This is a genomic window from Pseudomonas sp. NBRC 111132, from assembly GCF_001320565.1.
Lineage (GTDB): Bacteria > Pseudomonadota > Gammaproteobacteria > Pseudomonadales > Pseudomonadaceae > Aquipseudomonas > Aquipseudomonas putida_P.
Map to the genome: position 1 here is coordinate 1 of NZ_BCBI01000077.1, position 24,201 is coordinate 24,201.

At 63.8% G+C, this 24,201-nt stretch carries 21 protein-coding genes; 16 read left to right on the forward strand and 5 right to left on the reverse strand.

All coding sequences use genetic code 11. From position 1 onward, the window contains the following. Nucleotides 1-1,199, forward strand: a 1,199-nt coding sequence (gene accC, locus APH35_RS25400) for an acetyl-CoA carboxylase biotin carboxylase subunit (RefSeq protein ID WP_060515721.1), incomplete at its 5' end; no start/stop codon positions are given. 90 nt (nt 1,200-1,289) lie between these two features. Here the strand turns inward: accC and APH35_RS25405 are convergent. Next, complete coding sequence (locus tag APH35_RS25405) at nt 1,290-3,143, reverse strand: sigma-54-dependent Fis family transcriptional regulator (protein WP_012270324.1); 1,854 nt, start codon at nt 3,141-3,143, stop codon at nt 1,290-1,292. Nucleotides 3,144-3,426: 283 nt separating this feature from the next. Here APH35_RS25405 and APH35_RS25410 point away from each other — a divergent pair, with 283 nt between their 5' ends. The 7 genes from APH35_RS25410 to APH35_RS25440 all read left to right on the forward strand — a co-directional run bounded on the left by APH35_RS25410 (nt 3,427) and on the right by APH35_RS25440 (nt 11,390). Further along, complete coding sequence (locus tag APH35_RS25410) at nt 3,427-4,482, forward strand: ATP-NAD kinase family protein (protein WP_060515722.1); 1,056 nt, start codon at nt 3,427-3,429, stop codon at nt 4,480-4,482. 22 nt (nt 4,483-4,504) lie between these two features. Then, nucleotides 4,505-5,482, forward strand: coding sequence for a thiamine pyrophosphate-dependent dehydrogenase E1 component subunit alpha (locus tag APH35_RS25415; RefSeq protein WP_012270322.1), 978 nt, complete (start codon nt 4,505-4,507; stop codon nt 5,480-5,482). 33 nt (nt 5,483-5,515) lie between these two features. Beyond that, a complete protein-coding gene (locus tag APH35_RS25420) occupies nt 5,516-6,538 on the forward strand; it encodes an alpha-ketoacid dehydrogenase subunit beta (RefSeq protein WP_012270321.1) in 1,023 nt (340 codons plus the stop codon). After that, the gene (locus tag APH35_RS25425; RefSeq protein ID WP_012270320.1) at nt 6,535-7,641 is read left to right on the forward strand and encodes an acetoin dehydrogenase dihydrolipoyllysine-residue acetyltransferase subunit; all 1,107 of its coding nucleotides are present in this window, start codon (nt 6,535-6,537) and stop codon (nt 7,639-7,641) included. The genes APH35_RS25420 and APH35_RS25425 overlap by 4 nt, the downstream gene beginning before the upstream one ends. A 52-nt stretch (nt 7,642-7,693) precedes the next feature. Further along, nucleotides 7,694-8,758, forward strand: a complete 1,065-nt coding sequence (locus tag APH35_RS25430) for a 2,3-butanediol dehydrogenase (protein WP_223296409.1) — start codon at nt 7,694-7,696, stop codon at nt 8,756-8,758. Nucleotides 8,759-8,984: 226 nt separating this feature from the next. Next, entirely contained in the window at nt 8,985-10,718 is a 1,734-nt protein-coding gene (locus APH35_RS25435; RefSeq protein WP_060493808.1) for a C13 family peptidase, read from the forward strand. Between the two features lie 27 nt (nt 10,719-10,745). After that, nucleotides 10,746-11,390, forward strand: coding sequence for an oxidoreductase (locus APH35_RS25440; RefSeq protein ID WP_012270317.1), 645 nt, complete (start codon nt 10,746-10,748; stop codon nt 11,388-11,390). 48 nt (nt 11,391-11,438) lie between these two features. Here APH35_RS25440 and APH35_RS25445 read toward each other — a convergent pair whose 3' ends face one another. The 4 genes from APH35_RS25445 to APH35_RS25460 all read right to left on the reverse strand — a co-directional run bounded on the left by APH35_RS25445 (nt 11,439) and on the right by APH35_RS25460 (nt 15,780). Continuing rightward, the gene (locus tag APH35_RS25445; RefSeq protein WP_012270316.1) at nt 11,439-11,726 is read right to left on the reverse strand and encodes a YceK/YidQ family lipoprotein; all 288 of its coding nucleotides are present in this window, start codon (nt 11,724-11,726) and stop codon (nt 11,439-11,441) included. Then, nucleotides 11,723-12,352: a flavin prenyltransferase UbiX gene (gene ubiX, locus APH35_RS25450; RefSeq protein ID WP_012270315.1), complete on the reverse strand. Its 630-nt coding sequence runs from the start codon at nt 12,350-12,352 to the stop codon at nt 11,723-11,725. The genes APH35_RS25445 and ubiX overlap by 4 nt, the downstream gene beginning before the upstream one ends. Further along, nucleotides 12,349-13,698 (reverse strand): UDP-N-acetylmuramate:L-alanyl-gamma-D-glutamyl-meso-diaminopimelate ligase, encoded by a 1,350-nt coding sequence (gene mpl / locus APH35_RS25455; protein ID WP_012270314.1) that lies wholly within the window; start codon nt 13,696-13,698, stop codon nt 12,349-12,351. Before mpl ends, ubiX begins: the two co-directional genes overlap by 4 nt. 66 nt (nt 13,699-13,764) lie before the next feature. Next, complete coding sequence (locus APH35_RS25460; protein ID WP_060515723.1) at nt 13,765-15,780, reverse strand: sigma-54-dependent Fis family transcriptional regulator; 2,016 nt, start codon at nt 15,778-15,780, stop codon at nt 13,765-13,767. A gap of 254 nt (nt 15,781-16,034) precedes the next feature. On the opposite strand from APH35_RS25460, the gene exaC reads away from it, so the two are divergent. From exaC to ppa, 8 genes are all read left to right on the forward strand, one after another. Next, the gene (gene exaC / locus APH35_RS25465; RefSeq protein WP_012270312.1) at nt 16,035-17,555 is read left to right on the forward strand and encodes an acetaldehyde dehydrogenase ExaC; all 1,521 of its coding nucleotides are present in this window, start codon (nt 16,035-16,037) and stop codon (nt 17,553-17,555) included. A 226-nt stretch (nt 17,556-17,781) separates the two neighbouring features. Then, nucleotides 17,782-19,230, forward strand: a complete 1,449-nt coding sequence (gene eat / locus APH35_RS25470) for an ethanolamine permease (RefSeq protein ID WP_012270311.1) — start codon at nt 17,782-17,784, stop codon at nt 19,228-19,230. A 46-nt stretch (nt 19,231-19,276) separates the two neighbouring features. Further along, entirely contained in the window at nt 19,277-20,671 is a 1,395-nt protein-coding gene (locus APH35_RS25475; RefSeq protein WP_012270310.1) for an ethanolamine ammonia-lyase subunit EutB, read from the forward strand. An 8-nt stretch (nt 20,672-20,679) separates the two neighbouring features. Further along, the gene (gene eutC, locus APH35_RS25480; protein WP_012270309.1) at nt 20,680-21,498 is read left to right on the forward strand and encodes an ethanolamine ammonia-lyase subunit EutC; all 819 of its coding nucleotides are present in this window, start codon (nt 20,680-20,682) and stop codon (nt 21,496-21,498) included. Between the two features lie 108 nt (nt 21,499-21,606). Beyond that, entirely contained in the window at nt 21,607-22,065 is a 459-nt protein-coding gene (locus APH35_RS25485; protein WP_012270308.1) for a GNAT family N-acetyltransferase, read from the forward strand. Between the two features lie 187 nt (nt 22,066-22,252). Continuing rightward, complete coding sequence (locus tag APH35_RS25490) at nt 22,253-22,900, forward strand: DedA family protein (RefSeq protein ID WP_012270307.1); 648 nt, start codon at nt 22,253-22,255, stop codon at nt 22,898-22,900. Nucleotides 22,901-22,921: 21 nt separating this feature from the next. Then, a complete protein-coding gene (locus APH35_RS25495; RefSeq protein WP_012270306.1) occupies nt 22,922-23,737 on the forward strand; it encodes a zinc-dependent peptidase in 816 nt (271 codons plus the stop codon). Nucleotides 23,738-23,830: 93 nt separating this feature from the next. Next, on the forward strand, nt 23,831-24,201 hold a 371-nt coding region (gene ppa, locus APH35_RS25500), incomplete at its 3' end, for an inorganic diphosphatase (protein WP_060515724.1).

The window sequence follows — 24,201 nt, forward strand, 5'->3', positions numbered from 1 at the left end:
GCATCGGTCCTGCATCGTCCAAGGATTCCTACCTGCATATCCCGGCAATCATCGCTGCCGCCGAAGTCACCGGCGCCACCGCGATTCACCCGGGCTACGGCTTCCTGGCAGAAAACGCCGACTTCGCCGAACAGGTAGAAAAATCCGGCTTCGCCTTCATCGGCCCGAAAGCCGACACCATTCGCCTGATGGGTGACAAGGTTTCGGCCAAGGACGCGATGATCAAGTCGGGCGTACCGACCGTACCAGGCTCCGATGGCCCGCTGCCGGAAGACGAAGAAGTCGCCCTGGCGATTGCCCGTGACGTCGGCTACCCGGTGATCATCAAAGCCGCCGGTGGTGGTGGTGGTCGCGGCATGCGCGTGGTGCACAAGGAAGAGGACCTGATTTCCTCGGCCAAGCTCACCCGTACCGAAGCCGGTGCTGCCTTCGGCAACCCGATGGTCTACCTGGAGAAGTTCCTGACCAACCCACGTCACGTGGAAGTGCAGGTGCTGTCCGACGGCCAGGGCAACGCCATCCACCTGGGCGACCGCGACTGCTCGTTGCAGCGCCGTCACCAGAAGGTACTGGAAGAAGCACCAGCCCCGGGCATCGACGAAAAGGCCCGTCAGGAAGTGTTCAAGCGCTGCGTCGATGCGTGCATCGAGATCGGCTACCGTGGTGCCGGTACTTTCGAGTTCCTGTACGAAAACGGCCGCTTCTACTTCATCGAGATGAACACCCGCGTGCAGGTTGAGCACCCGGTGTCGGAGATGGTTACCGGTATCGACATCGTCAAGGAGATGCTGAGCATCGCCGCTGGCAACAAGCTGTCGTTCCGCCAGGAAGACGTGGTGATCCGTGGCCACTCGCTGGAGTGCCGGATCAACGCAGAAGACCCGAAGAAGTTCATCCCAAGCCCAGGCAAGGTGAAGCACTTCCACGCACCAGGCGGCAATGGCGTACGTGTCGATTCGCACCTGTACAGCGGTTATTCGGTTCCGCCGAACTACGACTCGCTGATCGGCAAGCTGATCACCTACGGCAAGGACCGCGACGAAGCCATGGCGCGCATGCGCAATGCCCTGGACGAGATCGTCGTCGACGGCATCAAGACCAACATCCCGCTGCACCGCGACCTGGTGCGTGATGAAGGTTTCTGCAAAGGCGGCGTCAACATTCACTACCTCGAACACAAGCTGGCCAACGAGCATTGATCGAGTAGTGTGATGTACCAGAACCCCGGACCTGTTCCGGGGTTTTTTATGCCTGCAACAATCTGGGGCCGCTATGCGGCCCCAATGGCCCTACCCCTTCATCCGCGGCATCTCGATACGATGCTCATGCACCCGTCGATACAGGGTCGCCCGCGAGATCCCCAAAGCCCGCGCCGCATCCGCTGGCTTCCAGCGATGACGGATCAATGCATCCAGCAGCAACTGCCGGGCCGGGCACGATACGCCGCTTTCAGCCGAAACAACCGCGTCACCGCGAACCTCATGCGGCAGGTCCTGCAAGTGCAACTGCCCGCCCTCGCTCACCGCACAGGCATAGCGCAACACCTGCCGCAGCTGGCGCAAATTGCCCGGCCAGCGATAAACCAGCAACGCCTGCAGCGCAGCATCGGCCAGTACCACCTCCACTCCACAGGCCTGGGCTTCTTCGGCCAGCAACTGGTGAATCAACCCCAAGCGGTCCTCGCGCTCACGCAGCGGCGGCAGCTCGAACCGGGCATTGGCCAGGCGGAAATACAGATCCTCACGAAAACGCCCGTCCGCCACCATGGTTGCCAGGTCGCGGTGAGTGGCACAGATCACCTGAATGTCCACCCGCTCGCGCCGTGCAGCACCCAGCGGCGCCACTTCGCCCTCGGCCAGCACCCGCAACAAGCGGGTTTGCAGGTGCAACGGCATATCGCCGATTTCGTCCAGGAACAGCGTACCGCCATCGGCCTGCTGCAACAGCCCCTGCATGCCTTTGCTGGAAGCCCCGGTAAAGGCTCCTGCGACATAGCCGAACAACTCGCTCTCGATCAGGCTTTCCGGGATGGCCGCGCAGTTCAGTGTGACGAACGGGCCGTCGCGGCGCAGGCTTTGCTGGTGCAACTGGCGGGCAAAGACCTCTTTGCCAGCACCGGTTTCGCCTAGCACCAGCACCGCCAGGTTGCAGTCCTTGACCCGCGTGGCCAACCGCAGGTGCTGCTCGATCCGCGCGTCCTGGGCCTGATGCAACGGCTGCGCGCGCTCGCGTCGTTGCGGCGCGCTGACCCGGCCATACAAACCACCCAAGCCGGGCAGGCGCTGGGCTGAAGTCGCGCTCACCCGGCGCAACTGGTCTAGGTCGAACAGTTCGCCAATATGCTCGGGCAAACGCCCCAAGCGCTCCACCAAGCGTTGCCGCGCCAGGCTGTTGATGGCCTGCAAGCGGCCATCGGCATCCCAGGCCAGCAGGTAATCGGGCTGGCTTTCCACATAACCTGGCGTGCCATGGGCACGCATCACCCAATGGCCCTGGGCACTGTGCATGAAGAAGGCGTTTTCGATCTCGCGGGCCGTCTGCTCGACCAGTTGCCGGATCAGGTGCTGGCTGCGCCGATCGTCTGGCGACTGCAAGGCTGATACATCCACCACACCCAAAAGCTCGCCCAACGGGTCGAATACCGGTGCGGCAGTGCAGGTAAGGCCGATGAAGGCGGCGCGAAAGTGATCGCGCTTGTGCACCGTGACCGGGGCCTTGCTGGTCAGCACCGCCGCCACGCCACAGGTGCCCTCCTCGCCCTCTGACCAGCAGGTACCCAAGTACAGCCCGGCTTTGCGGCAGTCGTTGCGGATGGCTGACTCGACCCGATAATCGATGGTGCGCCCCTGGGCGTCGGTCAGCAGCACGCAGTAGTCTGCGCCGCGCACCCGCTCATGCAGGCGTGCCACGGCATCGCTGGCGATACGCAGGAACAGCTCGGCGCGTTCGCGGCATTCGTTGAGCAGGCTTTGGGAAAGGATACGCGGCCCCTGCTGGGACCCAGGGTCGAGGCGGTACAGCTCCATGGAGCGGCGCCATGAGTCGAGGATCAGCGCAGGAACCGGCGCCTGTGGCAGGCGATCGGCATTCTTCAGCACCCTGCTGACGCAGTCGACGTGGGCTCGGGAGTTCGCGGCAAGCATTCAGGCCCTCCGGTTCTCGTTGCTGTTTTTATCGTTGTCCGGCCATTAAGCGCCTCTGTGCATGCCCCGACAAGCACTGTGTGATTACTGCCGAGCTTGAGACGCAGCGTCTCAGCGTCTCGGCATGGCCAGCCCCGCGCTGGCACCCGGCGTCTCGTTGGCGCCGCCGTGCAGGCCTGCCATAACTCGACCAAAGCCCTCTAGCGCGGCCACTTCAGCCAAGGCGAAGAAAGCTGGCACCGCGCTTGCTCAAGCCCTTGCAAACAAAAATACGAGGTGCGCCATGCCGCTACCCGCCCCGATTGTCGGGATCATTGCCAACCCTGCCTCTGGCCGCGACCTACGCCGCCTGACCGCCAATGCTGGGCTCTATTCGAGCACCGACAAAGCCTCGGCGATTCAACGCCTGCTCGCAGCCTTCGGCGCCACCGGCATCGGCCAGGTGCTGCTGCCCAGCGACATGACCGGCATCGCCGCCGCTGTACTCAAGGCCAGCCAGGGCCCAGGGGCCCACGATCAGCACTGGCCGGCCATCGAGATCCTCGACCTGCCACTGACCCAGACCGTGGCCGATACCCACCTGGCTACCCGGCGCCTGGTCGAGCGTGGCGTGTCGATGATCGCTGTGCTGGGTGGCGACGGCACCCACAAGGCGGTCGCCGCCCAAGCCGGTGACGTACCACTGCTGACCCTGTCCACCGGTACCAACAACGCCTTCCCCGAACTGCGCGAAGCCACCAGCGCGGGCCTGGCCGGCGGCCTGCTCGCCAGTGGCCGGGTGCCGGCCAGCATCGGCTTGCGCCGCAACAAGCGCCTGCTGGTGAACGTGCCAGAGCAACAGCTGGCGGAATGGGCCTTGGTCGAAGTGGCCGTGTCACCGCAACGCTTCATCGGTGCCCGCGCGCTCAGCCGCAGCGAGGACCTCTGCGAGGTCTTCGCCTGCTTCGCCGAGCCCCATGCCATCGGCCTGTCGGCCTTGTGCGGCCTGTGGTGCCCAGTATCGCGCCAGGACCCGCACGGCGCCTGGGTACGCCTGAACCCCGCTGCCGAGCAAGCGCTGCTCGCCCCCCTGGCCCCCGGCCTGCTGCAAGCCTGCGGCATTACCGCCAGCGGCCCACTGACGCCCGGCGTCGCCCATCGCCTGAGCCTGGCCAGCGGCACCCTGGCCCTGGATGGCGAACGTGAAATCGAATTTGCCGAACACGACACGCCCACCATCACCCTCGACCACCAAGGCCCGCTCAGCGTGGACGTCGAGGCCGTACTGGCGCATGCCGCTCGCCATCACCTGCTGGCCGTCCCGCGCGGCCACCGGCTGCACCCTGCAAACCCGTGTTGAGACAACCCTGGAGAACAACAAGATGTCCAATCAACTCAGTACCGAACAACTGCTGCATGCCTATGAAGTGATGCGCACCATCCGCGCCTTCGAAGAACGCCTGCACGTGGAATTCGCCACGGGCGAGATCCCCGGCTTCGTCCACCTGTATGCCGGCGAAGAAGCCTCCGCCGCCGGGGTCATGGCCCACCTGCGCGACAGCGACTGCATCGCCTCGACCCACCGCGGCCATGGCCACTGTATCGCCAAGGGCGTGGATGTGTACGGCATGATGGCCGAGATCTACGGCAAGAAAACCGGGGTATGCGGCGGCAAGGGCGGCTCGATGCACATTGCCGACCTGGAAAAGGGAATGCTCGGTGCCAACGGCATCGTCGGTGCTGGCGCTCCGCTGGTGGCCGGGGCCGCGCTGGCGGCCAAACTCAAGGGCCGTGACGACGTGTCGGTGGCGTTCTTCGGCGATGGCGCCTCCAACGAGGGAGCCGTGTTCGAAGCCATGAACATGGCGTCGATCATGAACTTGCCGTGCATCTTCGTGGCCGAAAACAACGGCTACGCCGAGGCCACCGCCTCCAACTGGTCGGTCGCCTGCGACCACATCGCCGACCGCGCTGCTGGCTTTGGCATGCCAGGCGTCACCATCGACGGCTTCGACTTCTTTGCCGTGTACGAGGCCGCAGGCGCGGCCATCGAGCGCGCACGTTCCGGGCAAGGCCCGTCGCTGATCGAGGTCAAGCTCAGCCGCTACTACGGCCACTTCGAGGGCGATGCGCAAACCTACCGCGCCCCCGATGAAGTGAAAAACCTGCGCGAATCCCGCGACTGCCTGATGCAGTTCCGTAACAAGACCACCCGCGCCGGCCTGCTCACTGCCGAGCAACTGGACGCCATCGACGCGCGCATCGAGGACCTGATCGAAGACGCCGTGCGCCGCGCCAAATCCGATCCCAAGCCACAGCCCGCCGACCTGCTCACCGACGTCTACGTCGCCTACCCCTGAGCCGCGGATTACAAGAACAACAGGAGAACCACCATGGCAAGAAAGATCAGCTACCAGCAGGCCATCAACGAAGCCCTGGCCCAGGAAATGCGCCGTGACAATACCGTGTTCATCATCGGCGAAGACGTCGCCGGTGGTGCCGGTGCACCCGGCGAGGATGACGCCTGGGGTGGCGTGCTGGGGGTGACCAAAGGCCTGTACCACCAATTCCCCGGCCGCGTGCTCGACGCGCCGCTGTCGGAAATCGGCTATGTCGGCGCCGCGGTCGGTGCCGCCACCCAGGGCCTGCGCCCGGTGTGCGAACTGATGTTCGTCGACTTCGCCGGCTGCTGCCTGGACCAGATCCTCAACCAGGCCGCCAAGTTCCGCTACATGTTCGGCGGCAAGGCGGTCACCCCGCTGGTGATGCGCACGATGTACGGCGCCGGCCTGCGCGCGGCAGCCCAGCATTCGCAGATGCTCACCTCGCTATGGACGCACATCCCCGGCCTGAAGGTGGTGTGTCCGTCCTCGCCCTACGATGCCAAGGGCCTGTTGATCCAGGCGATCCGTGACAACGACCCGGTAATTTTCTGCGAACACAAGCTGCTGTACAGCATGCAAGGCGAAGTGCCAGAAGAGGTGTACACCGTGCCGTTCGGCGAAGCCAACTTCCTGCGCGATGGCGACGACGTGACCCTGGTGACCTATGGACGCATGGTCCACGTGGCACTTGAAGCGGCCAACAATCTGGCCCGCCAGGGCATCGACTGCGAGGTGCTGGACTTGCGCACCACCAGCCCGCTGGACGAAGACAGCATTCTGGAAAGCGTGGAGAAGACCGGCCGGCTGGTGGTGATCGATGAAGCCAACCCGCGCTGTTCGATGGCCACCGACATCAGCGCGCTGGTGGCGCAGAAGGCCTTCGGCGCACTCAAGGGCCCGATCGAAATGGTCACCGCGCCGCACACCCCGGTGCCGTTCTCCGACGCACTGGAAGACCTGTACATCCCTGACGCGGCGAAGATCGAAACTGCCGTGCGCAAGGTGATCGAAGCTGCAAGGAGTGCCGCATGAGCCAGATCCATACCCTGACCATGCCCAAGTGGGGCTTGTCGATGACCGAGGGCCGGGTGGACGCCTGGCTCAAGCAGGAAGGTGACGAAATCAACAAGGGCGACGAGGTGCTGGACGTCGAGACCGACAAGATCAGCAGCAGCGTCGAAGCCCCGTTCAGTGGTGTACTGCGCCGCCAGGTGGCCAGGCCGGATGAAACCCTGCCGGTCGGCGCGCTACTGGCAGTGGTGGTGGAAGGCGAAGCCGAAGAAGCAGAAATCGATGCGCTGGTGCAACGCTTCCAGGCCGAGTTCGTCGCCGAAGGGGGCGCCGATCAGGCACAAGGGCCGGCCCCGCAGAAGGCGGAAGTCGGTGGCCGCCTGCTGCGCTGGTTCGAGCTGGGCGAAGGCGGCACGCCGCTGGTGCTGGTGCACGGTTTTGGCGGCGACCTCAACAACTGGCTGTTCAACCACCCGGCGCTGGCCGCCGAACGCCGCGTAATCGCCCTGGACCTGCCGGGGCACGGCGAGTCGGCCAAGGCCCTGCAACGGGGTGACCTGGACGAGCTGAGCGAAACCGTGCTGGCCTTGCTCGACCACCTGGACATCGCCAAGGCCCACCTGGCGGGCCATTCCATGGGCGGTGCGGTAAGCCTCAACGTGGCGCGCCTGGCGCCGCAGCGGGTGGCCAGCCTGAGCCTGGTGGCCAGTGCCGGGCTGGGTGACGCAATCAACGGGCAGTACCTGCAAGGTTTTGTCAGCGCCGCCAACCGCAATGCGCTTAAACCACAGATGGTGCAGCTGTTTGCCGACCCGGCGCTGGTCACCCGGCAAATGCTTGAGGACATGCTCAAGTTCAAGCGCCTGGAAGGTGTTGATGATGCCTTGCGCCAGCTGGCATCGGCCCTCGCCGACGGCGACCGGCAGCGCCACGACCTGCGCGGGGTGTTGGGACAGCACCCGGCACTGGTGGTGTGGGGCGGCAAGGACGCGATCATCCCGGCCAGCCATGCCGAAGGCCTGGAGGCAGAAGTACTGGTGCTGCCGGAGGCTGGGCATATGGTGCAGATGGAAGCGGCTGAACAGGTCAACCAGCAACTGCTCGCGTTCCTGCGCAAGCACTAAGCCCTTTCCGTGAGCCTGGAGAACAACAATGAACGACCTGAGCCACACCCATATGCGCGCCGCCGTCTGGCATGGCCGCAACGATATTCGCGTCGAACAGGTACCCCTGCCAGCCGACCCTGCGCCGGGCTGGGTACAGATCAAGGTGGACTGGTGCGGCATCTGCGGCTCCGACCTGCACGAATACGTCGCCGGCCCGGTATTCATCCCGGTGGAGGCCCCGCACCCACTGACTGGCATTCAGGGCCAGTGCATCCTCGGCCACGAATTTTGCGGCCAGATCGCCAAGCTGGGTGAAGGCGTGGAAGGCTTTGCGGTCGGCGACCCGGTGGCCGCAGACGCCTGCCAGCATTGCGGCACCTGCTACTACTGCACCCACGGCCTGTACAACATCTGCGAGCGCCTGGCCTTCACCGGCCTGATGAACAACGGCGCCTTCGCCGAGTTGGTCAACGTGCCTGCCAACCTGCTCTACCGGCTGCCGCAGGGCTTCCCTGCTGAAGCCGGGGCACTGATCGAGCCGCTGGCAGTGGGCATGCATGCAGTGAAAAAGGCGGGCAGCCTGCTCGGCCAAACCGTGGTGGTGGTGGGTGCTGGTACCATTGGCCTGTGTACCATCATGTGCGCCAAGGCTGCGGGAGCAGCGCAGGTCATTGCCCTTGAGATGTCCTCGGCGCGCAAGGCCAAAGCCAAGGAAGTCGGTGCCAGCGTGGTGCTGGACCCCAGCCAGTGCGATGCCCTGGCGCAAATCCGCGCACTCACTGCCGGGTTGGGGGCGGATGTGAGCTTTGAGTGCATCGGCAACAAGCACACGGCCAAGTTGGCCATCGACACCATCCGCAAGGCGGGCAAGTGTGTGCTGGTGGGCATTTTCGAAGAGCCTAGCGAGTTCAACTTTTTCGAACTGGTGTCCACCGAGAAGCAGGTGCTGGGGGCGTTGGCGTACAACGGTGAATTTGCCGATGTGATTGCCTTTATCGCTGATGGACGACTGGATATTCGCCCCTTGGTGACCGGGCGGATCGGGCTGGAGCAGATTGTCGAGCTGGGCTTCGAGGAACTGGTGAACAACAAGGAAGAGAACGTGAAGATCATCGTTTCACCGGGCGTGCGCTGAAGCCATTGGTTGGGGCAAACACTTGCATATGGCACCAATCCCTGTGGGAGCGGGTTTACCCGCGAAGAATGCGACGCGGTGCATGGCACCGGCTTCGCCGGTGTTCGCGGCCAAAGCCGCTCCCACAGGTACCGCGTGAGCTTTAGGGGCCGTACAAGCCTTGCGCTCCCTGTCTCAGGATCCCATTCTGCGTCATACTCGGCAGACCTATTGCCCGGTCCTCGCCATGCGTCCACTGCTCCCCATTACCCTGGTCCTGCTGCTCGCCGCCTGTGGCGATGGCGAATCGCTGCTTCCGCCAGACGCGCGCCTGCCTGACGGCGGGCGTTACCGGGGGCAGGTGGTCGATGGCCTGCTGCAGGGTGAGGGCCGGATCGACTACCCCAACGGCAGCTGGTACGCCGGCAGCTTCAAGGATGGCCAGTGGCACGGCCAGGGCGAATGGCATGGCCAGAACGGCGAGGTGTACCGTGGCCAGTTCGCCGAGGGGCTGTTCCAGGGCCTGGGCGATTTGACCACCCCGGGCAGCCACTATGGCGGCACGTTCAAGCATGGCCGTCGCGACGGCGAAGGCACCCTCAAGCAGGCCGACCAGACCTACCGCGGCCAGTTCAAGGACGACCTCTACGACGGCGCGGGCGAGCTGGAACTGGCCGACGGCAGCCGCTACCAGGGCCTGTTCGCCAAGGGCAAGCCCAACGGTGCCGGCGTGCGCAGCGACGCCAGCGGCAACCAGTTCAGCGGCCACTTCATCAACGGCCAGTTACAAGGCAGCGGCACCTTCGACAGCGTTGACGGCGAGCAGTACATCGGTGAGTTCAAGGACAACCGCCTGGAGGGCCGTGGCCGCTACGAAAATGCCGATGGCGATGTATGGATCGGTGAATTCAAGGATGGCTCGCTGGTGGGTGAAGGCGAACTGCTGGGCAGCGATGGCAGCCACTACAAAGGCGAGTTCGCCGATTGGCGCCTATCGGGCCAAGGCAGCCTGCAACTGGCCGACGGCAGCCAGTACATCGGCGGCTTCCTCAATGATGCCTACCATGGCCATGGCCGATTGATCCTGCCCAGCGGCAAGGTTGAAAGCGGCGTGTGGGCAAATGGCGTGCGCGTGCGTGACCAGAAGGGCAAGCTGCTGCCCGATCCACTGGACCTGGCACTGCTCAACCAGGGCCGGCTGCTGGAAGAAGCGCTGGCCAGGGTGCCGCGCTCGGCGCCCCCGATCCAGCTGTACAGCCTGGTGGTGGCCGGCGATGGCCAGCAGAGCGTGTTCCTGCGTGAAGCCGATTATGTCAGTAACATGCTCAAGGTGCGCTTTGGCGCCCGTGGCCAGGTGACCCTGGTCAACCACCGCGACCATATGGCCACCCGCCCCATGGCCACCCGCGAGAACCTCACCCGTGCCGCCAGCACGCTGGCCGAACGCAGCGGCCCCGAAGACCTGGTGTTCATCTACCTCACCAGCCATGGCAGCCAGGACCACCAGTTGGTGCTCGACCAGCCGCGCCTGCAGCTGGCCGACCTGTCCGCCGACGAGCTGGCCACCGCCCTGGCGCCGTTGAAGGACCGCGACAAGGTAATCGTCATATCCGCCTGCTATTCAGGGGGCTATATCGCCCCTCTCAAAGATGAGCGCACGCTGATCATGACCGCCGCCCGGGCCGACCGCGTCTCCTTCGGCTGCTCGGAAGAGGCCGACTTCACCTACTTTGGCGATGCCTTGTTCGCCGAAGCGCTGAACCAGACCGACGACCTGAAACAGGCGTTTGAACTGGCGCGCGCCAGCGTTGCCGAACGAGAACAAAGGGAAGGCTTCGAAGCCTCTGAACCGCAGCTATGGGCGCCGCCAGCCGTGCTTGAACACTGGCAGCACCTGCGCCGCCAACAGGCCGAAGAAGCTTTGCGTAACGCCGCACAAGCCGCCGTGGGGGAACAGGCAAAAACGCCCCGCAGCCACTAAGCTTGTGTGTAACAAGGGAGAGACATCATGTATTTGACGCCTCAGCATGTCCTGCTTGCCGGTGCCACGGGCCTGACGGGTGAACACCTGCTGGACCGCCTGCTCAACGAGCCCACCATTACCCGCGTATTGGCGCCCACCCGCCGGCCACTGGCCGAGCACCCACACCTGGAAAACCCGGTGGGCGACCCGGCGGTGTTCCTCCCGCAGCTGGCCGGGCGCGTCGATATTGCCTATTGCTGCCTGGGCACCACGTTGAAACAGGCCGGCTCCGAGTCGGCCTTCCGCGCGGTGGACCTGGACATGGTGGTGGCGTTCAGCAAACGCGCAAGGGAAATGGGCGCACGGCATCTGCTGGTGGTCAGTGCAGTAGGCGCCGACCCCAAGTCGTCAATTTTCTATAACCGGGTCAAGGGCGAGATGGAAGAAGCGCTCAAGGCTCAGGACTGGCCACAGCTGACCATCGTGCGGCCCTCCTTCCTGCTGGGCGAGCGGATAGAGCCACGGCTCACTGAGCAGCTGGTTGCGCCACTTTCCAGGTTGATTCCTGGCAAGTACCGGGGGATCGAGGCGTGTACCCTGGCGCGGGCGTTGTGGCGACTGGCGCTTGAGGAAGAAGACGGGATACGGATTGTGGAGTCCGATGAATTGCGCAAGCTGGGCAAAAAATAGGGGGTTACCTGCCAGGGCCTCTTCGCGGGCAACCCCGCGAAAGGGCCCTTAAAGGCCGCCTGTGGCCTGGAAGCCTACACCTGCCGCTGTCAGTAAGGATAACGGCAACAACAGGGTATCGAGCAGCATGCTCCCCGGCAGGTCCAACCCCGGATAGGCCGGCGCATCAGCCCCATAATGATCACGCGGGCAGCACCCGCCGTTGATCACATACAAATCCAGCCGGGTGCCGGCATATACCACCGGTGCCCCAGGCTTGGCGGCATCCAGCGTGCGCACCGTGGCACAACCACTCAACAGCCCCAGCGCCAGCAAACTGGCCAGCGCTCGCTTCAATCATCCACCCCAAAATGATGCTCGCCCCAACGCGGCAGCATGTCCTGGGGGATGTTCAGCAGGTTGAGAATGCGCGCCACGACAAAGTCGACCAGGTCGTCGATGGTCTGTGGCTGGTGATAGAAGCCCGGCGCCGCCGGCAGGATCACCGCGCCCATTTGCGACAGCTTGAGCATGTTTTCCAGGTGGATGGTGGAGAACGGTGCTTCGCGTGGTACCAGGATCAGCTGGCGACGCTCCTTGAGGGTAACGTCGGCAGCCCGCTCGATCAGGTTGTTGCACGCACCGGTGGCAATCGCCGACAACGTGCCGGTAGAACACGGCACCACCACCATCGCTGCTGGGGCGCCAGAGCCCGAGGCCACGGGCGACATCCAGTCCTCCTTGCCGTACACACGGATCTGCCCATCGGCGGCGCCGGTGTACTCCGTCAGAAAGGCCTGCATTGCCTGGGGCTTGGCCGGCAGCAACACATCCGTCTCGGTGGCCATTACCAACTGCGCGGCCTTTGAGATGAGGAAATGCACCTCGCGGTCCTCACGCACCAGGCAATCGAGCAAGCGCAGGCCATATTGGGCGCCAGAGGCGCCCGTCATGGCCAGGGTGATGCGTTGCGGCCCGTTCACTTCAGCGCCTCGGCCAACTTGCCGTGCAGGCCACCGAAACCGCCGTTGCTCATGATCACCACATGGGTGCCTGGGCGAGCCTGGCCTTTGACCCGTTCGATGATCGCTTCGAGGCTGTCGGCCACCACGCTCGGCACCTTGCATTGGGCGGCGGTGGCGGCCAGGTCCCAGCCGAGGTTGGCCGGTGCATACCAGATCACCTGGTCCGCATCGTTGACGCTTTCTGGCAGGCCGTCACGGTGAGCACCAAGCTTCATTGAGTTGGAGCGTGGCTCGATCACCGCGATCACCGGTGCCTCGCCAACACGCTTGCGCAGGCCGTCGAGGGTGGTGGCAATGGCGGTCGGGTGGTGGGCGAAGTCATCGTAGATGGTCACGCCCTGCACTTCGGCCACCTTCTCCATGCGCCGCTTGACGCTCTTGAAGGCACTCAGGCCAGCGATCCCCATGGCCGGCACCACGCCAACATGGCGGGCCGCAGCCAGGGTGGCCAAGGCGTTGGCGACGTTGTGCTGGCCGGTCAGTGCCCAGTCCACCACGCCCTGCGCCTCGCCTTCGAACAACACTTCGAAGCGCGAGCCATCAGGGCTGAGCAGGCGAGCTTGCCACTGGCCTCCTTCACCGGTGGTTTGCACCGGGGTCCAGCAGCCCATGCCGATCACTCGCTCCAGCGCTTGCTCGGTGGTCGGATGGATGACCAGGCCCTCGCTGGGGATGGTACGCACCAAGTGATGGAACTGTCGCTCGATCGAGGCCAGGTCCGGGAAGATGTCCGCGTGATCGAACTCAAGGTTGTTGAGGATCGCAGTACGTGGGTGGTAGTGAACGAACTTCGAGCGCTTGTCGAAGAACGCGCTGTCGTATTCGTCGGCTTCGACCACGAAGAACGGCGTGTCGCCCAAACGCGCCGACACCGAGAAGTTCTGCGGCACACCGCCAATCAGGAAGCCTGGGCTCATGCCGGCGTGCTCCAGCACCCAGGCCAGCATGCTGCTGGTGGTGGTCTTGCCGTGGGTACCGGCAACGGCCAGCACCCAACGGCCTTGCAGCACGTGGTCGGCCAGCCACTGCGGGCCCGAGACATAGGGCAGGCCCTTGTTCAGCACGTATTCAACCGCCGGGTTGCCGCGCGACATGGCGTTGCCGATGACCACCAGGTCTGGCGCCGGGTCCAGCTGAGCCGGGTCATAACCTTGGGTCAGTTCGATGCCCTGGGCTTCGAGCTGGGTGCTCATCGGGGGATAGACGTTGGCGTCCGAGCCGGTGACGCGATGGCCAAGTTCCTTGGCCAGCACCGCCAGCGAGCCCATGAAAGTGCCGCAAATACCGAGAATGTGAATATGCATGGTCGACCTCGCAAAACATCGAGGCAGGGTAGCCCAGGGCGCGACAAATCGCACCCGCTGTTTCGCTCAGTCGGCCCTGGTGATGCCGTGTTTGCGCAGTTTTCGATACAAGGTATTGCGGCTGATGCCCAAGTGCTCGGCGACGCGGGTCAAGTGCCAGTGTTTTGCCTCCAGCATGGCCAGCAAAACTTGCCGTTCCGCATCCTGCAAAACCTGGTTACCCACGGATTCACCGTCAACTGCGGAATCAACGCAGGTTGTGTGGGAGCGGGCTTGCCCGCGAACGAGGGCAAAACCCTCGCCCTCATACGGCTGTGAGGCAGCCTTCGCGGGCAAGCCCGCTCCCACAGGATTGGCGTTGTTGCGGACGATGGTTGGGAGATCCGCCAATGCGATTCGGGAATCTTCGCAAAGCGCCACCAAGGTACGCAGCACATTGCGCATTTGCCGCACGTTCCCCGGCCAGGTGAATTCGAGCAGTGCCTGCCGCGCCCTGGGCTCGATGTCGATCAACTGCCCCTGCGCCTCCTGGCGCAGCAGGAAGTCCAGCAACTGCGCCTTGTCACTGCGCTCACGCACCGCTGGCAACGCCACTTCCAGGCCATTGAGGCGGTAATAAAGGTCTTCGCGGAAACTGCCCTGCTCTACCCGCTCCAGCAAGTCACGGTGGGTGGCGCTGACAATGCGCACGTCCACCGCCTGCGGCTCGCCCCCGATCGGCACCACCTGGCGCTCCTCCAGTACCCGCAGCAGGCGGGTTTGCAGGGCCAGCGGCATGTCGCCGATCTCGTCCAGCAGCAAGGTGCCGCCGTCAGCCTGCAGCAGCTTGCCGCGCATGCCTTCCTTGCGCGCGCCGGTAAAACTGCCGCCACGGTACCCGAACAGCTCACTCTCGATCAGGCTTTCTGGGATCGACGCACAGTTGATGGCAACGAACGGCTTGCCGCGTCGCTCACTGGCCTGATGCACAGCCTGGGCGAAGGCCTCCTTGCCACAACCGGTCTCGCCGCGCAGCAGCAAGGGCACATCGCGCTCGAACACCCGCACGCTGCGCCGGAAGTCGTTTTGCAACGCCGGGTCGAGCAGGCAGACCAGCGGCTCTACTTCGCACGCGGGCCGCGGCTGGGCGGCTGGCACCGACCACACCGGCGCCCGGGCCTGCCCTCGCAGGCTGGCGAACACCTGGCGGCCGTCCAGGGTACGCAGCGGCCAGGCGGTGCTGCCGCCGGGCGTGGCGCGGCTGAACAATTCGTCATGGCTGCAGGCAAAAAATCGCTCCAATGGTTTGCCCAGCACACCGCCCCGCACAGTGCCCAGCAGGTTAAGTGCGCTCTGGTTGGCAGCGCAAATGCGCCCATCGCCGTCGAACGCCAGCAAGCCTTCGCTGAACAAGCCGACCGACTCGGCCTGCAGGTGAAAACGCAGCAGCCATTGCTGCTCGAAATGGCGAAGGAAGTAACAGCTTTCGATCATCTTCGCCGACAGGTTGACCAACGCCATGGTGTGGAACTGGCTTTGCCGTGATACGTCAGGACGCGCCGAGGACACGTCGAGTACCGCCAGCAACTCGCCATGCGGGTCGAACACTGGGCTGGCCGAGCAGGTCAGGCCGGTGTGGCGGCCACGGAAGTGCTCGTTCTGGTGGATAGTCAGCGCTTGGCGCTCGACCAGGCAGGTGCCGATGCCATTGGTGCCCTCGCGCGCCTCGCTCCAGTCGGCGCCCAGCCACAGCCCGGCACGCTCGAAGCTACGCCGCTCGGTGGGGGCGCTGACACAGTTGAGGATCACCCCGCGGGCGTCGGTCAGCAGCACTGCGTGGCCCGCGCCGGAAAGCTGCTGGTGCAGGCTGTTCATTTCATGGTCGGCAATTTGCAACACCTGGCGCAGGCGCTCGCGGCTTTCCAGCAGGCGCCCATGCTCAAGCACCACCGGGGCTTCGATCACCGTAGGGTCGAGGTGGTAGTCCTCCAGGCAGCGCAGCCAGGAGCGGGCGATGGACGGGTCACTGCCGCCCTCCCCACCCCGACCATGGGCAACGCTATGGACCTGCTGGGCATGGCGACTGAAAGGGTTGCTCTGCATTGTTGTAGTTCTCCGCAGATAGAGCGTCAGCCCAGCATCCTCCACCCGGAAAGGCTTTGCAATGCACGCGCCTGTGACGTGTCGCAAATGGCACAAAATGTCACCCAGCGCGTACCGGCGCCGGCACAGCGACTGTTGATCAGCGCCGTGATACTGACTCAAGTCATTGATTTGCCTGGCACAGCCAACGCTGGCCCAACCTTTGCTCTACGCTTTTCAACTCCCTAACAAACACAATAGCCAGGAGACACACCATGCGTTACGCACATCCCGGTACCGAAGGCGCGAAGGTTTCCTTCAAGAGCCGCTACGGCAACTACATCGGTGGTGAGTTCGTTCCTCCGGTAAAGGGGCAGTACTTCGAAAATACCTCCCCGGTGAATGGCAAGCTGATCGCTGAATTCCCTCGCTCCACTGCCGAAGACATCGACAAGGCCCTGGATGCCGCCCATGCTGCGGCCGACGCCTGGGGCCGCACGTCGGTGCAGGACCGCTCCAACGTTCTGCTGAAGATTGCCGACCGTATCGAGCAGAACCTCGAGCTGCTGGCCATTACCGAAACCTGGGACAACGGCAAGCCAATCCGCGAAACCCTAAACGCCGACATCCCGCTGGCGGTCGACCACTTCCGCTACTTCGCTGGCTGCATCCGCGCCCAGGAAGGCGGCGCGGCCGAGATCAACGAAGGCACCGTGGCCTATCACATCCATGAGCCGCTGGGCGTGGTCGGGCAGATCATCCCGTGGAACTTCCCGATCCTGATGGCGGCCTGGAAGCTGGCGCCCGCGCTGGCCGCGGGTAACTGCGTGGTGCTCAAGCCTGCCGAGCAAACGCCCCTGGGCATCACCGTGCTGCTGGAAGTGATCGGCGACCTGCTGCCACCTGGCGTGCTGAACGTGGTGCAAGGCTATGGCCGCGAAGCCGGTGAAGCCCTGGCCACCAGCAAGCGCATCGCCAAGATCGCCTTCACCGGCTCGACCCCGGTTGGCTCGCACATCATGAAATGCGCCGCCGAGAACATCATCCCGTCAACTGTCGAACTGGGCGGCAAATCGCCGAACGTGTACTTCGAAGACATCATGCAAGCCGAGCCAAGCTTCATCGAGAAGGCGGCCGAAGGCATGGTGCTGGCATTCTTCAACCAGGGCGAAGTGTGCACCTGCCCATCGCGGGCACTGGTACAGGAGTCGATCTACCCGCAGTTCATGGAAGTGGTGATGAAGAAGGTGCTGCAGATCAAGCGCGGCGACCCGCTGGACACCGACACCATGGTCGGCGCACAGGCCTCGCAGCAGCAGTTCGAGAAGATTCTGTCGTACCTCGACATCGCCCAGAAGGAAGGCGCCGAGCTGCTGACCGGCGGCAAGGTGGAAAAACTGGAAGGCTCGCTGGCCACCGGTTACTACATCCAACCGACCCTGCTCAAGGGCAACAACAAGATGCGCGTGTTCCAGGAAGAAATCTTCGGCCCGGTGGTCAGCGTCACCACCTTCAAGGACGAAGCCGAAGCGCTGGCGATTGCCAACGACACCGAGTTCGGCCTGGGCGCCGGCGTATGGACCCGCGACATCAACCGTGCCTACCGCATGGGCCGTGGCATCAAGGCTGGCCGTGTATGGACCAACTGCTACCACCTGTACCCGGCGCATGCCGCGTTTGGCGGGTACAAGAAGTCCGGTGTTGGCCGTGAGACGCACAAGATGATGCTCGACCACTATCAGCAGACCAAAAACCTGCTGGTGAGCTACGACATCAATCCGCTGGGCTTCTTCTAATCCGCGTCGCGGCCCTCGCGGGCTCGCCCGCTCCCACAAGCTCTGCACATGACTTGAATGTTGTGCAATCCCTGTGAGGGCGGGCAAGCGCGCGACGAGGCCGGGCCTGCATTTAACAATGCCAAAGCGGTTGCCGTGCACCAACCGCTCTGGCTCGCTTCCTGCAGTACCCATCACCATCGGCCCGGAACCCTTCCGGCCACCAAGAAAAACAACAGGTGAAACTATGCCAAGCGATCATTCCGCCGGCTCGCCGGCAGGCTCTTCCGTAGACTTCGAAAAAGTCGGTTCGGACTATTTCCAGCAACGTGAACTGAAAAAAGGCGCCGCCGGCTGGGTACTGCTGGTCGGCCTGGGCGTGGCCTATGTCATCTCCGGCGACTACGCTGGCTGGAACTTCGGCCTGGCCCAGGGCGGCTGGGGTGGCATGTTCCTGGCCACCCTGCTGATGGCCACCATGTACCTGTGCATGTGTTTCTCGTTGGCCGAGCTGTCGTCGATGATCCCCACCGCAGGCGGCGGCTACGGCTTTGCCCGCAGCGCCTTCGGCCCGTGGGGCGGCTTCCTGACCGGGACGGCGATCCTCATCGAATACGCCATCGCACCCGCCGCCATCGCCGTGTTCATCGGCGCCTACTGCCAGTCACTGTTCGGCATCGGCGGCTGGATGATCTACCTGGCGTTCTACATCGTGTTCATCGGCATCCACATCTTTGGCGTGGGTGAGGCGTTGAAGCTGATGTTCATCATCACCGCTATCGCGGCCATCGCCCTGGCGGTGTTCCTGGTGAGCATGGTGCCCCATTTTGATGCAGCCAACCTGTTCGACATCGCCAAAACGGACGCGGTAGGCGCCAGCAGCTTCCTGCCGTTCGGCTATGTCGGTGTGTGGGCGGCGATTCCTTACGCCATCTGGTTCTTCCTTGCCGTAGAAGGTGTGCCACTGGCCGCCGAAGAAACCAAGAACCCCAAGCGCGACCTGCCACGCGGCCTGATCGGTGCCATGCTGGTACTGCTGGCCTTCGCCCTGCTGATCTTGGTGGTCGGGCCTGGCGGTGCGGGGTCCGAAGCCCTGAAAGCGTCCGGTAACCCGCTGGTCGAGGCATTGTCCAAGGCCTACGGCGGCAACACCTGGATGGGCGGTTTCGTCAACCTGGTGGGCCTGGCCGGGCTGATCGCCAGCTTCTTCTCGATCATCTACGCCTATTCCCGGCAGATCTTCGCCCTGTCCCGCGCGGGCTACCTGCCCCGCAAATTGTCGCAAACCAACAAGAGCAAGGCCCCGGTGCTGGCTTTGATCATCCCTGGCATCATCGGTTTTGCCTTGTCGCTGACCGGCCAGGGTGACCTGCTGATCCTGGTTGCCGTATTCGGCGCTACCCTGTCTTACGTGCTGATGATGGCCGCGCACATCACCTTGCGCATCCGCCGGCCGAAGATGGAACGCCCATACCGCACCCCGGGTGGCGTCTTCACCTCGGGCGTAGCCTTGGTGCTGGCGTGCATCGCCGTGGTCGCCGGCTTCCTGGTCGACCCACGGGTGGTGATTGGCGCCGCAGTGATCTATGCGGTATTAATTGCCTACTTTGCTTTCTACAGCCGCCACCACCTGGTCGCGGGCACACCGGAAGAGGAATTCGCCGCGATCCAGAAGGCCGAAGAGGCCCTGCACTGATCGCCGCCACCCGCCGCGGGGCAACCCGCGGCTCTGGAGATTCTGTATGGCAAGTTTCGTACACACGGTCGGCCACCTGGTCTACCGCTTCGACAGCCTCAAGGACGTAATGGCCAAGGCCAGCCCGGCACGCTCGGGGGACTACCTGGCGGGCGTCGCGGCCAGCAACGACGGCGAACGTGTCGCGGCGCAGATGGCGTTGGCCAATATCCCACTGACGCACTTCCTCAACGAAGCCCTGATCCCTTACGAGGATGACGAGGTCACCCGCCTTATCGTCGATACACACGACGCCCAGGCTTTCGCCCCGGTCAGCCACCTGACCGTGGGCGGCCTGCGCGACTGGCTGCTCAGCGAAGAGGCCAATGAAGACAGCCTTCGCGCCCTGGCGCCCGGGCTGACACCCGAAATGGCGGCAGCGGTGTCGAAGATCATGCGCGTGCAGGACCTGGTGCTGGTGGCGCAGAAGATCCGCGTGGTCACGCGCTTTCGCGGCACCATGGGCCTGCGCGGGCGCCTGTCGACGCGGTTGCAACCCAACCACCCGACCGACGAACCGGCCGGTATTGCCGCCAGCATTCTCGACGGCCTGCTGTACGGCAACGGCGACGCCATGATCGGCATCAACCCGGCCACCGACAGCATCGCCTCGATCTGCGCCCTGCTGGAAATGCTCGATGCCATCATCCAACGCTACGACATCCCTACCCAGTCCTGCGTGCTGACCCACGTCACCACCTCGATCGAAGCGATCAACCGTGGCGTGCCCCTGGACCTGGTGTTCCAGTCCATCGCTGGCACCGAGGCAGCCAACGCTGGCTTCGGTATCAACCTGAACGTGTTGCAGGAAGGCTACGAAGCCGGCCTGTCGTTGAAACGTGGCACCCTTGGGCAAAACCTGATGTATTTCGAAACCGGCCAGGGCAGCGCACTGTCGGCCAACGCCCACCATGGCGTCGACCAGCAAACCTGCGAAACCCGCGCCTATGCCGTGGCCCGCCACTTCAAGCCGTTTCTGGTCAACACCGTGGTCGGCTTCATTGGCCCGGAGTACCTGTACAACGGCAAGCAGATCATCCGCGCGGGCCTTGAAGACCACTTCTGCGGCAAGCTGCTGGGTGTGCCGATGGGCTGCGACATCTGCTACACCAACCACGCCGAAGCCGACCAGGATGACATGGACACCCTGCTGACCTTGCTGGGTGTGGCCGGGATCAACTTCATCATGGGCATCCCCGGCTCCGACGACATCATGCTCAACTACCAGACCACCTCGTTCCATGACGCGCTGTACGCGCGCCAGACCCTCGGCCTGAAGCCTGGGCCGGAATTCGAGGCATGGCTGGCCCGCACCGGCATCTTCACCCAGGCCGATGGCCGGGTGCGCTTTGGTGACAACCTGCCACCGGCCTTTCGCCAGGCCCTGGCACAGCTTGCATAGGGATGACCATGGACCATCGCACGCCTACCCCCGACAACCCTTGGCTGGCCCTGCGCAACCTGACCCCGGCGCGCATCGCCCTGGGCCGCACCGGCACCAGCCTGCCGACCGGCGCGCAACTGGACTTCCAGTTCGCCCATGCCCAGGCCCGCGATGCCGTACACCTGGCCTTCGACCACGCCGGCCTGGCCAGCCAGCTGAGTGATCGCGGGCGCGACAGCCTGGTGCTGCACAGCGCCGCCAGCGACCGCCACCAGTACCTGCAGCGCCCGGACTTGGGGCGACGGCTGAACGAAGACTCGATTGCCACCCTGCGCCAGCACACCCAGGCCAACCCCGGCGGCGTCGACCTGGCCATCGTGGTCGCCGACGGCCTCTCGGCGCTGGCCGTGCATCGCCACACCCTGCCGTTTCTGAACCGCTTCGAGGAGCAGGCCGCCGCCGACGGCTGGACCAGCGCCCCGGTGGTGCTGGTGCAGCAAGGCCGTGTGGCAGTGGCCGATGAGGTCGGCGAGCTGCTCGGCGCACGCATGACAGTGATGCTGATCGGCGAACGCCCGGGGCTGAGTTCGCCTGACAGCCTGGGCTTGTATTTCACCTATGCACCGAAGGTTGGCCTGACCGACGCCTACCGCAACTGCATTTCCAACATCCGCCTGGAGGGGCTGAGCTATGGCATGGCGGCTCACCGCCTGCTGTACTTGATGCGCGAAGCCTGCCGGCGCCAACTTTCCGGGGTGAATTTGAAGGACGAGGCCGAGGTCCATAGCCTGGAGAGTGAAGGCAGTGCCAGCCAGAAAGGTAACTTCCTGCTCGGCAAAGGGTAAAAAACATGTCACGGAAGGCGGATTGCACTTGTGCCGCGCATTGGGCAGCATGCCCTTGAAAGCTGCTGGCATTCCGCTGTTTCCCAAAATGGACTCTGAGGGCCGCACATGCGCATCATCAAGGCAACCCTGGAACACCTCGACCTGCTCACGCCATTGTTCGTCAAATACCGCGAGTTCTATGGTCAGCTGCCCTACCCCGACAGCTCGCGCAGCTTTTTGGAAAAGCGCCTGAAACGGGATGAATCGGTGATCTACCTGGCGCTACCGGATGATGACGACAGCAAACTGATGGGCTTCTGCCAGCTGTACCCCAGCTACTCGTCGCTGTCATTGAAGCGGGTGTGGATTCTCAACGATATCTATGTAGCCGAAGACTCGCGGCGCATGCTGGTGGCCGACCACCTGATGCGCGAAGCGAAGAAAATGGCCAAGGACACCAACGCCGTACGCATGCGGGTGTCGACCAGCGCGGACAACGAAGTCGCACACAAGACTTACGAATCCATCGGTTTTCGCGAAGACACCGAGTTCAAGAGCTATATCCTGCCGATCAGCCAGGATTGACCGGTGGCGGCCTTTTCGCGGGCACGCCCCCGAAGAGGCCGCCACAGGATTACCTCTATCGTAACCCCCCGCTACAAACTCCCCGGGCATGTTCCTGACTTAGCCGTATAATGCCTCTTCTGTCATGTGTGAAATTTTACCCATCCCCAGGTAACCGAGCCTACGCCCCAGAACACAGGTGCTGTACATGGATTTCAACCCGCTGGACCTTATCCTGCATCTCGATGCTTACCTCGATCTGCTGGTCACCAATTACGGTCCCTGGATCTACGCCATCCTGTTCACCGTGATCTTCTGCGAAACAGGGCTGGTGGTAATGCCCTTCCTGCCGGGCGATTCGCTGCTGTTCATCGCCGGCGCCGTGGCTGCGGGTGGCGGTATGGACCCTGTCCTGCTGGCCGGCCTGCTGATGGTTGCCGCGATCCTGGGTGACAGCACCAATTACGTGATCGGCCGAACGGCCGGCGAGCGCTTGTTCAACAACCCCAACTCCAAGATATTCCGCCGCGATTACCTGCAACGCACCCACGAGTTCTATGAACGCCATGGCGGCAAGACCGTGACCCTCGCGCGCTTCCTGCCCATCCTGCGCACCTTCGCGCCGTTCGTCGCCGGCATCGCCCACATGCATTACCCACGCTTCCTTGGCTTCAGTGTCGCCGGCTCGCTGCTGTGGGTCGGCGGGCTGGTCACCCTGGGTTATTTCTTCGGCAACGTGCCGTTCATCAAGCAGCACCTGTCGCTGATGGTGGTGGGCATTATCATCCTGTCGCTGGTGCCGATGATTCTCGGCCTGCTGCGTGGGCGTCTGGGCCGCACGGCCAAGGCTCACTGAACACGCACAAGAGCAACCGGCATGTGGTCATTCAGCGCCTGGCGGCGCAAGCGCACTCTGGCGCGTTACCCGATCACGCCACAGCAATGGCAGGCCGTACGCGAGCGCCTGCCCATGCTGGACGGCATCACTGACGCAGAAGACCAATGGCTGCGCGAAGCCTGCATCCTGTTCCTGCTCGACAAGCACCTCACCTGCCTGCCCGGCGTCGAACTGGACGACGAGCAGCGCCTGTTGCTGGCCGCCCAGGCACAGTTGCCACTGCTGCACCTGGGCGAGCTGAACTGGTACCAGGGCTTCCACGAAATCATCCTGTACCCCGACGACTTCAAGAGCCCCCAGCGGCACCGCGATGCCAGTGGCGTGGAGCATGTGTGGGACGGCGAGCACAGCGGCGAAGCCTGGCAACAGGGGCCGATCATCCTCGCCTGGAACGGCGTGCTGGGCAGCGGTGGCTGGGAGGCCTACAACCTGGTCATCCATGAGCTGGCGCACAAGCTCGACATGCTCAACGGCGATGCCAACGGCCTGCCACCACTGCACAGCGGCATGCCGGTGGATGAGTGGGCAACAGCCATGCAGCAGGCTTACGACGACCTCAACCGCCAGTTGGATGCCGACCCTGACGCCGAAACCGCCATCGACCCATACGCTGCAGAAAACCCGGCAGAATTCTTTGCCGTCACCAGCGAATACTTCTTTAGTGCCCCCGACCTGCTGCATCAGGCTTATCCACAGGTCTACCGCCAGTTGTCGCAGTTCTACCGGCAAGACCCGCTGGCGCGCCTTTGCCGGCTGCAGGCCGAACACCCCGAGTACCGCGAAAGCCACGCCTGACGGGGCCGCACATCAGGCCAGACGTGGCATGCCCCGGCAGAATGTGCCTATAATCGCCGCCACTTTTTTGGTCAAACACGGGGGCACTGCCCAATGAGCTACAGCAAGATTCCGGCGGGCAAAGACCTGCCGAACGACATCTACGTCGCCATCGAGATCCCGGCCAACCACGCGCCGATCAAATACGAGATCGACAAGGACAGCGACACGCTGTTCGTCGACCGTTTCATGGCTACCCCAATGTTCTACCCAGCCAACTACGGTTTCATCCCGAACACCCTGGCTGACGACGGTGACCCGCTGGACGTGCTGGTGGTTACCCCTTATCCGGTAGCGCCAGGCTCGGTAATCCGCGCCCGCCCGGTTGGCGTACTGAACATGACCGACGACGGCGGCGGCGACGCCAAGGTCATCGCCGTTCCTCACGACAAGCTGTCGCAGCTGTACGTCGACGTGAAGGAATA

What these genes read in the sequence shown, in the direction of transcription:
- APH35_RS25405 (WP_012270324.1), bottom strand. Translation starts at nt 3,143, where the DNA reads ATGCTTGCCGCGAACTCCCGAGCCCACGTCGACTGCGTCAGCAGGGTG.
- APH35_RS25410 (WP_060515722.1), top strand. Translation starts at nt 3,427, where the DNA reads ATGCCGCTACCCGCCCCGATTGTCGGGATCATTGCCAACCCTGCCTCT.
- APH35_RS25415 (WP_012270322.1), top strand. Translation starts at nt 4,505, where the DNA reads ATGTCCAATCAACTCAGTACCGAACAACTGCTGCATGCCTATGAAGTG.
- APH35_RS25420 (WP_012270321.1), top strand. Translation starts at nt 5,516, where the DNA reads ATGGCAAGAAAGATCAGCTACCAGCAGGCCATCAACGAAGCCCTGGCC.
- APH35_RS25425 (WP_012270320.1), top strand. Translation starts at nt 6,535, where the DNA reads ATGAGCCAGATCCATACCCTGACCATGCCCAAGTGGGGCTTGTCGATG.
- APH35_RS25430 (WP_223296409.1), top strand. Translation starts at nt 7,694, where the DNA reads ATGCGCGCCGCCGTCTGGCATGGCCGCAACGATATTCGCGTCGAACAG.
- APH35_RS25435 (WP_060493808.1), top strand. Translation starts at nt 8,985, where the DNA reads ATGCGTCCACTGCTCCCCATTACCCTGGTCCTGCTGCTCGCCGCCTGT.
- APH35_RS25440 (WP_012270317.1), top strand. Translation starts at nt 10,746, where the DNA reads ATGTATTTGACGCCTCAGCATGTCCTGCTTGCCGGTGCCACGGGCCTG.
- mpl (WP_012270314.1), bottom strand. Translation starts at nt 13,698, where the DNA reads ATGCATATTCACATTCTCGGTATTTGCGGCACTTTCATGGGCTCGCTG.
- APH35_RS25460 (WP_060515723.1), bottom strand. Translation starts at nt 15,780, where the DNA reads ATGCAGAGCAACCCTTTCAGTCGCCATGCCCAGCAGGTCCATAGCGTT.
- exaC (WP_012270312.1), top strand. Translation starts at nt 16,035, where the DNA reads ATGCGTTACGCACATCCCGGTACCGAAGGCGCGAAGGTTTCCTTCAAG.
- eat (WP_012270311.1), top strand. Translation starts at nt 17,782, where the DNA reads ATGCCAAGCGATCATTCCGCCGGCTCGCCGGCAGGCTCTTCCGTAGAC.
- APH35_RS25475 (WP_012270310.1), top strand. Translation starts at nt 19,277, where the DNA reads ATGGCAAGTTTCGTACACACGGTCGGCCACCTGGTCTACCGCTTCGAC.
- eutC (WP_012270309.1), top strand. Translation starts at nt 20,680, where the DNA reads ATGGACCATCGCACGCCTACCCCCGACAACCCTTGGCTGGCCCTGCGC.
- APH35_RS25485 (WP_012270308.1), top strand. Translation starts at nt 21,607, where the DNA reads ATGCGCATCATCAAGGCAACCCTGGAACACCTCGACCTGCTCACGCCA.
- APH35_RS25490 (WP_012270307.1), top strand. Translation starts at nt 22,253, where the DNA reads ATGGATTTCAACCCGCTGGACCTTATCCTGCATCTCGATGCTTACCTC.
- APH35_RS25495 (WP_012270306.1), top strand. Translation starts at nt 22,922, where the DNA reads ATGTGGTCATTCAGCGCCTGGCGGCGCAAGCGCACTCTGGCGCGTTAC.